This window comes from Alkalibaculum bacchi, from assembly GCF_937875145.1.
Classification (GTDB): Bacteria; Bacillota; Clostridia; order Eubacteriales; family Alkalibacteraceae; genus Alkalibaculum; species Alkalibaculum bacchi_A.
This window is the reverse complement of sequence record NZ_CALNCS010000209.1, coordinates 1-11,630: the sequence shown is the minus strand read 5'-3', so window position 1 is coordinate 11,630 and position 11,630 is coordinate 1. Positions and strand designations below refer to the sequence as shown.

Annotated in this window: 14 protein-coding genes and 1 riboswitch; of the genes, 9 read left to right on the top strand and 5 right to left on the bottom strand. The window is 33.5% G+C overall.

Annotated features, from left to right (window positions below; all coding sequences use genetic code 11):
- Positions 1-826 (bottom strand): molybdate ABC transporter substrate-binding protein (modA, locus tag Q7P22_RS12250; protein WP_303864553.1); only part of this gene is annotated, 826 nt, incomplete at its 3' end.
- A 192-nt stretch (positions 827-1,018) separates the two neighbouring features.
- Between modA and Q7P22_RS12245 the strand changes: the two genes are divergently transcribed.
- A complete protein-coding gene (locus Q7P22_RS12245) occupies positions 1,019-1,540 on the top strand; it encodes a helix-turn-helix domain-containing protein (protein ID WP_303864551.1) in 522 nt (173 codons plus the stop codon).
- 387 nt (positions 1,541-1,927) lie between these two features.
- The gene (locus Q7P22_RS12240; protein WP_303864549.1) at positions 1,928-2,929 is read left to right on the top strand and encodes a uroporphyrinogen decarboxylase family protein; all 1,002 of its coding nucleotides are present in this window, start codon (positions 1,928-1,930) and stop codon (positions 2,927-2,929) included.
- Positions 2,930-3,055: 126 nt separating this feature from the next.
- On the opposite strand, the gene Q7P22_RS12235 is transcribed toward Q7P22_RS12240, so the two are convergent.
- The 3 genes from Q7P22_RS12235 to Q7P22_RS12225 form a co-directional block, all read right to left on the bottom strand.
- Positions 3,056-3,730, bottom strand: a complete 675-nt coding sequence (locus Q7P22_RS12235; protein WP_303864548.1) for a GTP pyrophosphokinase family protein — start codon at positions 3,728-3,730, stop codon at positions 3,056-3,058.
- 242 nt (positions 3,731-3,972) lie between these two features.
- Positions 3,973-4,515, bottom strand: a complete 543-nt coding sequence (locus tag Q7P22_RS12230; RefSeq protein WP_303864546.1) for a biotin transporter BioY — start codon at positions 4,513-4,515, stop codon at positions 3,973-3,975.
- Positions 4,516-4,728: 213 nt separating this feature from the next.
- Positions 4,729-6,123, bottom strand: a complete 1,395-nt coding sequence (locus tag Q7P22_RS12225) for a sodium:alanine symporter family protein (protein ID WP_303864544.1) — start codon at positions 6,121-6,123, stop codon at positions 4,729-4,731.
- 98 nt (positions 6,124-6,221) lie between these two features.
- A riboswitch (glycine riboswitch) is annotated at positions 6,222-6,320 on the bottom strand.
- Positions 6,321-6,648: 328 nt separating this feature from the next.
- Between Q7P22_RS12225 and Q7P22_RS12220 the strand changes: the two genes are divergently transcribed.
- Positions 6,649-6,957, top strand: coding sequence for a zinc transporter (locus Q7P22_RS12220; protein ID WP_303864542.1), 309 nt, complete (start codon positions 6,649-6,651; stop codon positions 6,955-6,957).
- Between the two features lie 395 nt (positions 6,958-7,352).
- Positions 7,353-7,562: a hypothetical protein gene (locus Q7P22_RS12215; RefSeq protein WP_303864540.1), complete on the top strand. Its 210-nt coding sequence runs from the start codon at positions 7,353-7,355 to the stop codon at positions 7,560-7,562.
- Positions 7,563-7,678: 116 nt separating this feature from the next.
- Here Q7P22_RS12215 and Q7P22_RS12210 read toward each other — a convergent pair whose 3' ends face one another.
- Positions 7,679-7,831 carry a hypothetical protein gene (locus Q7P22_RS12210; RefSeq protein WP_303864538.1) on the bottom strand — a complete coding sequence of 51 codons (153 nt, stop codon included), beginning with the start codon at positions 7,829-7,831 and terminating at the stop codon, positions 7,679-7,681.
- 172 nt (positions 7,832-8,003) lie between these two features.
- On the opposite strand from Q7P22_RS12210, the gene rlmN reads away from it, so the two are divergent.
- The 5 genes from rlmN to Q7P22_RS12185 all read left to right on the top strand — a co-directional run bounded on the left by rlmN (position 8,004) and on the right by Q7P22_RS12185 (position 11,453).
- Complete coding sequence (gene rlmN, locus Q7P22_RS12205) at positions 8,004-9,077, top strand: 23S rRNA (adenine(2503)-C(2))-methyltransferase RlmN (protein ID WP_303864536.1); 1,074 nt, start codon at positions 8,004-8,006, stop codon at positions 9,075-9,077.
- Positions 9,064-9,729 (top strand): 4Fe-4S double cluster binding domain-containing protein, encoded by a 666-nt coding sequence (locus Q7P22_RS12200; RefSeq protein WP_303864534.1) that lies wholly within the window; start codon positions 9,064-9,066, stop codon positions 9,727-9,729. Before rlmN ends, Q7P22_RS12200 begins: the two co-directional genes overlap by 14 nt.
- A gap of 156 nt (positions 9,730-9,885) precedes the next feature.
- Positions 9,886-10,473 (top strand): chromate transporter, encoded by a 588-nt coding sequence (locus tag Q7P22_RS12195; protein ID WP_303864533.1) that lies wholly within the window; start codon positions 9,886-9,888, stop codon positions 10,471-10,473.
- Positions 10,470-11,036 carry a chromate transporter gene (locus Q7P22_RS12190; RefSeq protein WP_303864531.1) on the top strand — a complete coding sequence of 189 codons (567 nt, stop codon included), beginning with the start codon at positions 10,470-10,472 and terminating at the stop codon, positions 11,034-11,036. Before Q7P22_RS12195 ends, Q7P22_RS12190 begins: the two co-directional genes overlap by 4 nt.
- 135 nt (positions 11,037-11,171) lie before the next feature.
- Positions 11,172-11,453 carry a B12-binding domain-containing protein gene (locus tag Q7P22_RS12185; RefSeq protein ID WP_303864529.1) on the top strand — a complete coding sequence of 94 codons (282 nt, stop codon included), beginning with the start codon at positions 11,172-11,174 and terminating at the stop codon, positions 11,451-11,453.
- Positions 11,454-11,630: the final 177 nt, after the last annotated feature.

Genomic DNA, 11,630 nt, shown 5'->3' with positions numbered 1-11,630 from the left:
ACAATATTACAAAACCATATTTTTCAAATACACCTTTTGCGTAATCTGTTTGTAAAAATTCATAGAAATCAGCTGCAGCTTCTAATTGCTCGCCGTCTTTAATTAATGCTGCTGGGTATACAATAGGGTCATGGCTGTCTTCTGGTATGTCTGCAACGATTTTACCAGTTTCAAGTAATATTGCATCTGATTTGTATACTAGTCCACAATCTACATTGCCAGTTTCTACATATTCTAAAACTTGTTTTACGTCTTTAGCTAAGATGATTTTGTCTTTTATTTCATCTGCAAATCCAAGGCTTTCAAAACTTTGTTGTGCATACTTTCCAGCTGGTACTGTCTCTGGTTCTCCTATAGAAATACTTTCTACATCAGCACTTGTCAAAGAATTTGTTCCTTTGATTACATCGGCATTTTCTTTAGATGCAATAAGGGTAAGTGTATTTCCAAGTATATCTTTACGAGACTCTGGATCGATGAAACCTGCTCCTTCTAATGTATCCATATGTGCCTTAGAAGCAGAAACAAATAGGTCACAAGGTGCACCTTCTTGAATTTGTTTTTGAAGGGATCCTGAACCTGCAAAGTTAAATTGTAAAGTGTCCTTGGTTTCCTTCTCGTATTCCGTTTGAATTTCAGTCAATGCTTCAGATAAACTAGCTGCTGCTGAAATGTTTATGGTAACACCTTTCTCAGTTGATTCTTCTGCTGCTGTTTTTTTATTTGTTTCGTTATTAGCATCGTTACCTGTATCTGTGCTATTGCAACCAGCAAAGAATAAAGTAAGTACTAATAAAAGTGTTAAAATAATACTGCGTTTTTTCATTGATTTTCTCCTCTTTCTTTATGATATAACTTAATTAAATTTAATTAAATCTAACTAAAACCAATATGAAGTATTTTAAATAAATTATAGTGCACTCCTTTGTAAATGTCAATTGATAATTAATCAGAATGTAGTATAATAAAGGAGTAGACCCAATTACTATCTATGATAAAAGAAACGAGGAGGTTTCATATGCAAGAAGAAGTATTATATACTCCAGAGGAGTTAGCCAATAAATTAAAGCTATCAAAATATACAATTTACGAAATGATTAAAAGAGGCGATATTAGCGCTCATCACATAGGTAGGAGCATTCGCGTATCTCAAACCCAATTAGATCTATACCTTATGAATACTGGAAAAGCAGAAAATGTTTTTGATGGGGAGATTATAACAGAAGGAAATTTGAAATTTGGTGTTACTAATGGAGTGAAAATCTCTGTTTCAACTGAGTTAGAAGGTCAGGTTAAAATAGCGATACGTTCAGAGGATATTATCATAGGCAAAGAAGCGTTTAAAAGTAGCGCAAGAAATGTGCACAAAGGTGTTGTAGAAGACATAGAGGTTGATGGCGAAAGCGTCAAAGTTCTATTAGATGTTGGAATACCTCTTCGTATACTTATTACAAAAGCATCTATGATCGAAATGGATATTAAAAAGAGAGACGAGCTTTATGCTATATTTAAGGCTATGTCCGTTGTAGTGCTTAAATAAATCACATTCAAATCCAAAATAGGGGAGAACTTTGTTCTTCCCTATTTCTACTTTTTGCAATCAAATATAGAATTTCTTTAAATAAATTCTATGCAAAATAATCACCATTTTTAGTTTTAATAAAGAAGTATATGTGTATCACTGCATAAAAATATCTATTATTTATGAAGAGTATGAGGAAATGATATTGTAAAATTTAAGTATAGACAAAATTGAAGAAGGAGTATATAATTATAAATATATAAAATTCATCTTTGTGATTTAAAACAATATATTTAGAAAGAACTGTTCTAATACTTTATGTAAGTTGTGTAATTAATGTAGGTCTGGTCATATCAAGGATGAATTCATGTTAAATGTTAAAATAATAAGTATCAGGAGGTAAATATGTTAACGAAAAGACAAAACCTTATGGAAACGATCACAGGAGGAAATCCTGATCGAATTGTAAATCAATATGAAGCTTTTATGTGTACAGATGCAATTTACGGTATGATTATGGGTGACCCTATTACTAGTCAAGGAAAATCACCTATGCCAGGAGGAGAACCTGCAAAAAATGCTTGGGGAATTACTTTTGCATGGCCAGAAGGTCATCCAGGTGGTTTTCCTGTACACGATGAAGCGCACAAAGTAGTCAAAGATATTACAAAGTGGAGAGATGTCGTCAGGGCTCCGAAGACAGACCTTCCTCCAGAAGCATGGGAGCCATATCTACCAGCAATTGAAGCTATTGACCGCAACGAGGTTTTTGCTACAGCTTTTGTTGCACCCGGTGTATTTGAAATGTGCCATCATTTAATGGGTATGGATGATTGTCTTTTAAACTTCTATGAAGAACCTGAAGAAATGCATGCATTAATCGACTACATTACAGAGTATGAATTAAAATACGCAGCAGAACTCGTTAAATATTATAAACCTGATTGTATTTTCCATCACGATGATTGGGGTAGCTCTAAAAATTCATTCTTATCACCTGATATGTTTGAAGAATTTATTGTTCCTGCTTACAAAAAGATCTATGGCTTCTACAAAGCAAATGGAGTACAACTGATTGTACATCACAGCGATTCCTACGCAGCGAATTTAGTACCTCACATGATTGAAATGGGAATTGATATTTGGCAAGGGTGTATTTCAAATAATAATGTCGCTGAACTGATTAAAAAGTATGGCGGAAAAATCTCTTTTATGGGGAATATAGACAACTCTTTGATTGACAAAGAAGATTGGACAAAAGAAAGCGTTGCAGCCGAAACTCGAAAAGCTATAGAGGAATGTGGAAAGCATTATTTTATTCCTTGTATCACACAAGGTGGACCGGGTAGTGTATACCCAGGAGTATATGAGGCAATAACGGAAGAAATCAGTAGATTGAATAAATAAACACCTTAGGACTAAGCTTTGAGGTCAAAATTGGACGTTTCTTTAAGGATGTCATGAACAAAAGCTAAGTCAAAAGTAAAAAATACCTATTATACAAAAATAGATGAACTTCATTATAATGAAGTATCATCTATTTTTATTGTCTGTACTATTTATTTGTTTGATTCTTTCAATTTCATTGTTGAGAATTTCCATCCTTTTTTCTAATTGAGCTGTAATAATGGCGGCTTCTCTAAGTTCATCTATTAACTTTTGCGGAATATCTTTATTGTACTTATAAAAGATTTTATGCTCTAAGCTTGCCCAAAAATCCATTCCAATGGTGCGAATCTGAATTTCAACATAAACTTCTTCTACTCCATCAGACATAAAAACGGGAATCTGCAAGATTAAGTGAAGGCTCTGATATCCGTTAGGTTTAGGGTTTTTAATATAGTCTTTGCACTCGACAATCTTTAAATCTTTCTGGCTTTGAATCATTTCACTTATCGTATAAATATCTGATATAAAGGAACAAACAATACGAATTCCTGCTATATCCCGAATACTCTCTTTTATAGAAGCTATAGAAATGTCTAAATCTTTTCTGTTTATTTTTTTTAAAATACTCTCAGGGCTTTTTACTCTAGATTTAACATGTTCAATAGGATTGTAATCATGAATATATTGAAAATCTTGTCTTAAAATATTGATTTTTGTCATTACCTCTTCAAGCCCAAATCGATAAGACAATAAAAATCGCTTTAAATCTTTTTCAATGATGTTTAGTTGCTCCATAGCTACTATTGGTTTTATTTCCATTATAAAGGTACCCCTTTGATTTATTTATTAGAAAATGTATTGGAATCCATTCTATATAAGGAATTATATTGTATTTTGTTATAATAAACAAGGTGCTACTTTATAATGGAAACTTGATTGTACAATCCGCAACTACCTTAGAGGAAGTGGTAAGAGAATCTTAGTGAATAAAAGACATATTTATTTAATAGAAAATTCTACTTTTGACCCTAAAGAAATATCCAAATGCTAGTGACTAATGACTAGCGACTAAAGCGCTGCAGGCGCTCTTTTATTGGGTTCCCTAAAGCAATAGCAATGCCTAATTTAATGCCATCGCCTAAAATGTAAGGGATCACGCCGGCAAATAATGCGGCTTTAAAGGTCAAATTTGCCTGATATGCTAACCATAAAGTGCCTAATGCATATGTAGCCATAGTGCCTAGAATTAGTCCGAAAATTTGCATAGAGATGTTACCATTAAATTTGTCTACAAAGTATCCTGCAATAAGAGCCATGAAAAAAAAGCCAATGAGATACCCCCCAGTTGGACCTAATAGTTTTCCTGGTCCAGCTGTAAAGCCAGAAAAAACAGGTATACCGACGAGCCCCATTAATAGATAAACTAAGGTACTAATGGTACTATTTTTACATCCTAATAAGATTACAGCAAGGTATATGCCTAGAGTTGTAAAGCTAATGGGTACAGGGGACAAGGGGATGGCTATAGAAAGTGGCCCTAATATGCACATTATTGCAGTCATAAGACCGATAAAAGTAAGAGTAGTGTTTTTTTGATTTTTCATATTGATCCTTTCAAATATGTATTATTTATAGAATGATATCATTATAGTAAACTCTAGAATAATTGTCAACTAAAAAAATAATATTAGTTTACAATAGGTAAACCAAGAAGTACATATAGAGGGTTCAATCAAATAAAAAATAAGGCGAATTTGTTACATTTTAATTCTTATTAAAAAAGGTAGGTGACGAATCACCTACCTAAAATAAAAAAATTATATTTCATTTACAGAAGATATTGTTTTGGATAACTTTGCTTTGCTTTTTTCTTTTAATTGCTGGAAGTAAATCTTTGTTTCATTATTTACAACATGTCTTAAACCGATGAGAGCAATTAGATTTGGTAAGGCCATTAGTCCATTGACGATATCTGCTAAAATCCAGATCAAATCTAATTTAAGAAACGCCCCTACAGACACTAACAGAATAAAGATATATCGGTAGGGTTTAATCCCTTTTACACCAAATAAATACTCTGTACACCTTTCCCCATAGTAGTTCCAACCTAATATCGTCGTAAAAGCAAAGAAGATTAGGCCGATGGTGACGATATAAGATCCCCAACCACCTAAACCTTGTTTAAAGGCCATATTTGTCATACTGGCTCCTGCATAATTGCCTTGCCATTGCCCTGTCATAATGAGGATTAAACCTGTCATGGTACATACGATAATGGTATCAAAAAAAGTTCCTGTCATAGAAATGAGCCCTTGTTTTACGCAAGAATTTGTTTTTGCAGCAGCAGTTGCAATGGGGGCGCTTCCGAGTCCAGATTCATTGGAAAAAACACCTCGTGCTACTCCACTTCGAATAGCAAGCATTACACTTGCACCGAGAAATCCACCTGTTGCAGCTGTGGGAGTAAAAGCACTTTTTACAACTAGGATAATTGTTGAAGGAAGAGCTTCTATATTTAAACCAAGAATCATTATTGAACTAGCAACGTAAAATACAGTCATGAAAGGTACGATAATCTCTGCTGCTTTAGAGATACTTTTGATTCCTCCTAGAGTAATCAGTGCAACGAGGACGGTGATGATTATTGCAGTGGCTAATATAGGAACATTAAAGGTAAGATTAACCGCTTCAGTGATGGAATTAATCTGCGCAAAAGTTCCGATACCAAATAGTGCAACTCCTATGCCAAAAAAAGCAAATGCTTTTGCAAGCCACTTATTGCCTAAGCCTCTCTCTATGTAATACATCGGTCCACCGGACATTTCTCCGTTTTCATCTACGACTCTATATTTTACAGATAATAAGCACTCTGCATACTTAGTAGCCATGCCAAAGAAACCAGCTAACCACATCCAAAATAGTGCTCCAGGGCCACCTACTTTAATAGCAGTAGCTACTCCAACGATATTACCTGTACCTATTGTGGCAGCGAGAGCAGTACATAAAGCTGCAAAGCTAGACACATCCCCTTGTCCATCTTTGTCATCAGGATCCTTGGAAAACAGATAGCGCAAAGCTAAAGGCAGTTTAAATACCTGAATTAGTCCCAAGCGTAAGGTCAGATAGATTCCAGTACCTACTAATAAAATTAGTAGAGGGGGTCCCCATACAAAAGAGTTGATTTGTTGCAATACATTTGTTGCATTTTCCATTTTTATCCTCCTTTTTAATATTGAATTGTAAAAGAAGGCCTCTAAAAGACAAAGGAACCAAATCTACGTGATTTGGCCCCAAAATTCAATAACTTAAAAGATTAAGCTCTGTCCTTTTACCTGAGAGTTTCACTGATTAAATTTTTAATCAACTTGCTCCTTCGGTGCTCACATTGAGGCTCTCCAGAGGTTCGTCCAATTATGGTTCTTTTGCCTGAAAGCGTAACTTCTTCGGCGGATGATATATCTCTCTCCCATAATCTTCATCCGAAATTCAATTGTCAGTAATACAAAATATGATGATAATTATACCACCTCTTAGAAGAAACCTCAATACGTTAATGTTGTGTACTTAAAATGAATAATTTGAGAGTCTTTATCAGATACGTAGATAGAACTTGACTATCTGATAATAGATATAAGTATTATAAAAATGTATTTATTCAAAATGGGAAAAGCATTGAGGGTAATCTATATATATTATGATATAATAGAGTCATAAAATGAAACGAAGGAGGAAAGAATATGGTTCAAAATCACGATCATTCACACGAGCACGATCATACTCATTCACATGAACATGACCACAGCCATGGTCACTCACATGATCACACTCATTCTCACGAATCAGGAGATGCTGATTTTAAAAAATTAAATATACTTCTAAGTCATTGGGTAGATCACAATGAAGATCATGCAAAAGATTTTAGCGAGTGGTCTCAAAAGGCAATAGCTATGGGCAAAGAAGAAACAGGTAAAGCTATTGGAGAAGCCGTAGAATGCATAAAAAAGGCCAATGAATTTTTAGCAATAGCAAAAGAAAAAATAAAATAACTAATTTTTGAAGATGAGTAGGTATGGTACTACTCATTTTTTAACTATAAAAGTGCGCTTTTTCATATATCTGTCTCCTTTACCACATTATGAATATAACGATCTAAGTACGTATCTTTAGTTTTCACCATATAATACTGAATATTCTCAAAAGTTGATTTTTGTATTATATGTCATATCTACACCTCATTATTCTAATCCAAAAATGCTAATTCAATAATTGTTTTATTTTCCTATACTTACATCGTTTACTTTGATTAAATAGGCAAAGAATAATACTTGTAAGAACAAATTTGTTTTAAAATTCATATTTGGCAAAAAAGATTGTCTATTTTAAATTCATTTAAGAGAAGAACAGAACCCGAAAAAATATTTTTATAGGGAGGTCAAGTATTATGAAAAGCAATTACTCAGATTCAAAAAAACGTAGACTATTAGATCTAAAAGAAAACCTTAAGGACGTTGAGCTTGAGAAAAAAATCACATTTAATCAAGATGGATTGCATCTTTGGAGCAATGAAGTATCAGAACAATTTTCAGAGTTTGATAAGGAAATTGAAAACTATAAAAAACAAATTGCAAAAGTTGAAAATAAGCATAAGTAATTAATGTTTTTGAAAATACTGTGATTTTTTATGATGGTTATGTAAAGGAGTTAAGCTTTAAAGACTAGAAAAGCCACCTGCAACAGGTGGCTTTCTTATGTTCTCTCTAGTGTTAATTATTTTGTGAATAAAATTACTAATAACAAGAAGAAGAACAATAATGTTTCATTATCATCTCCACAAATACCACAGCTGTCAAATAATACAATTAACAATAAGAAGAACATTAATAGTGTAGAACAATCAAGTTGATCAAAAAAACAAGACATTTTACAACCTCCTAATTATATTAAATTTCTATATATAGTACGTAAAACCATTAAAATTGGTGATAGCTTTTAATTATTTTTAATGCTAGGTCATTAACCCATATAAAAAGCGCTATAATATGGTATTATGATAGAATAACAGTAATTTTCATAAGCCAAGAAAGAGGACAAAATGGATAAAAGAAATATATACGATTTGACCTATAGTGAACTAACTTATTGGATCATAGAAAAAGGTCATACAAAATATAGAGCATCTCAAATTTGGGACTATCTTTATCGCAAGAGAGTTTTTGAATTTAGGGATATGATAGATTTAAAAGAAGAATGTTTGCGATTACTCGAAGAACATTTTTATATACGATGTTTGAATTTATATGAAAAGCAGGAATCAAGTGATGGTACTATTAAATTTTTATTTCAATTAAAAGATGGTCATTTAATTGAAACGGTTATGATGAAATATGAGTACGGTATATCTGTTTGTGTCACTTCCCAAGTAGGTTGTAACATGGGTTGTAGTTTTTGTGCAAGCGGTTTACTGAGTAAAGAACGAGATCTTTCTAGTGGTGAAATAGTAGGACAAATTATGCAGGTTCAGCTTTATCTAGACAATAAGGAACAAGGTGAAAGGATAAGTAATGTGGTAATTATGGGTATAGGTGAGCCCTTTGATAATTTTTCTAATATCATATATTTTATAGAGATTATATTAGATCACAAAGGTCTTGCTATTCCAGGTCGCTGTATTACAGTTTCTACAAGTGGCATTCCAAGTAAAATCTGTAAATTTGCCGAGATCAATTTTCCAGTAAACTTGGCGATATCTCTTCACTCCCCTAATGATAAAATGAGAACAAAAATTATGAAAATTAACTCTACCTATTCTATAGAAAAGCTCATGGATTCCATAAAGTACTATATTAGTAAGACAAAACGCAGAGTGACTATTGAATATATCTTACTAAAGGAAGTAAATGATAAAAAAGAGGATGCTTTAGAACTAGCCTCATTACTCAAAGAAATAAAAGGTAATATTTACGTAAATCTAATACCTTATAATCCTGTAGACGAACATAGCCAATACAAGAGAAGTGAGCATTCTTCTCTATTGTATTTTTATGATATCTTAAAAAAGAGCAATATTAATTGTAAAATACGTCATGAACATGGCACAGATATAGATGCAGCCTGTGGACAATTGAGAACAAAAACAATATTAGGTGGTATACATGAACAGTCATAATTTAATAGAATTTATAAAAGAATTGGGAATAAGCCATGTGGGATTTAGTGATGTAGAGGAAGTAGTACCCTCAAATTGGTCAAAATATCATTACGCCATTACTTTAGTGGTTCAATTATCTAATGGGATTATAGATGATATTATAGGTGAACCAACCGATACCTATTTTTCTCATTATCGCAGTGTAAATTATCATCTCAATGAAATTATGTTAAGGACGACGATCGCTCTTCAAAATTGCGGATTTGGTGCGATACCTATCCCGGCATCTCAATCATTACACAACAAATCTTATTATGGCGCATTTCCTCATAAGACTGCAGCAACGCTTGCAGGTCTAGGCTGGATTGGCAAGAGTGCCTTATTCATTCATCATCAATATGGTCCAAGAGTTCGATTAGGAACCATATTAACAGATATGGAATTGCCAGTAGGCACTCCTGTTACAGAATCTTCTTGTGGTAATTGTAAAATCTGTGTGGATTCTTGCCCTGCTATGGCCATTCAAGGACAAAATTGGACCCAAGGTATGGAGAGAAAAGAATTATATGATGCTCATGGTTGTAGCACTCATATGAAGGAATACTATCAACACATAGGCCGGGGCTCTGTTTGTGGTATTTGCATTAAAACGTGTCCTGTAGGAAGATGAAATGCAATTATTGAATGAGACTTCTTTTAGTGAGTTGATTAGTCCTCTACTGAAGTGTAGTCGAGTTTATACTGGACTTAACTGTCTGCCTATAGAGGTAATGGTCTTAATGTGGATTCGTTCAGCGGTAAAATCACGAAAGAAAAAGGTGTTTGTATGGTAGACAAAATAAAAAACCATCTATTATGGAATCTATTTAAAGAGATTTTTTTAATTAGTGCTCTAACCTTTGGAGGGGGCTATGTTATTGTTCCATTGATGCATACAAAATTTGTAGACGAATTAAAATGGATTAAAGAAGAAGAAATGATTGATATCTTGGCAATGTCTCAGACGAGCCCAGGAGTTTTCACAGTAAATGCTTCTATTATGGTAGGTTATAACTTATTTGGCCTAAAGGGTTCTATTGTGGCAGTGACAGCAGCAATCCTTCCGCCCTTGGTTACAGTGGCCATAATCTCAACCTTTTATACCCTATTTAGTGACAATATTATTGTGCGTAATGGATTAAAAGGTGCTCAGGCTGTAGTAGGGGCCATTATGATTAATGTACTTATAAATTACTCGGGAAAAATTCTAAGGGATAAGTATTGGCTTCCTATTTCCATTATGATTTTAGCCTTTGTTTTAGATTTTGTTTTAAACATTAACACAGTTCTCATTATTTTATTCTGTGGAGTACTAGGGACGGTAATACAGATGGTTTTATTATCGAAGAAGATGGGGGGCTCAACCAAAAAATGATTTACCTATTACTATATTTTGAGTTTTTTAAAGTGGCCATTTTCACCTTTGGAGGAGGATACGCTTCTTTACCTTTGATCTATGATGCAGTAGTTCAAAACAACGCTTGGATTACAGCACAGCAATATGCGGACATCATTGCCCTAGAAGGAATAGCACCAGGGCCTATGGCAATTAATGTTGCCACCTTTGTAGGTACTTTAATTGCAGGAGTACCAGGTTCTATTATTGCTACACTAGGTCTGTGTACTCCTGCTATGTTTATATGTATTGTAGTAGCGCGATTTTATTTAAAATATAAAAATCAAAATTTAGTACAAAGCTTCTTATCTTCCTTAAGACCTACAGCAATAGGCTTAATCGCGGCTGCAGCAATTACTCTTTTTTTGACGGGAATCTTCAATAATGGAGATGGAAGCATTGTCATAGAAAATTTTAATATATGGTCTGTCTTCATTTGTGCTGGTGGATTGTACTTACTTCGAAAAGGTAGGATTAACGAACTCTGGCTCATCGTCATGGGATTTGGATTAGGTGTTATTTTGTATCCATTTGTGTCGTAAAAGGAAAGTGTAAGGGATAAAATTTTGCTTTGCGGTTTACATTATCGTCAAAAAAGTAGAATATTCGAACCCTATGTCGAATATATATTAGATATATTTAAAAACATTAGCAATAGTAAAAGGAGAAAAAGTGCTATGAAAACTATAGGGGTAAAAAACAATGAAAGTATTGTAGATTACGATGAATTATCAAAAGTTGTGGCAAATTTAGATAAAGATCAAATTATTCATATATACCAAAGTTTTGTAAATGGTGATTTAGATGAAAATATGAAAGAAGTTTTTATAAAAGCTATGAAAGATGGGGTAGACCGTGTAACGAAAAGATTTGAATGCGGAGACTATAATATTAAGCATATTATAGTTATAAGGGATATTTTAGACAAAATGATGATTGATATGGCTATGTATCTGTAGTTCGTTCTAACCTTAGAATCTCCCGCATCGATTTTAAGGTCGTGCCACTCGCCAAATAAAAACGAGTTTTGCTTGGCTCATTCGTTTGCGAAAACAAAAAACCGTATGCTATAAGCATACGGTTTTATTTGTAGGCTTTAGCCTGTTGAGCCCTTAAGGGCGAAACATAAAACCACC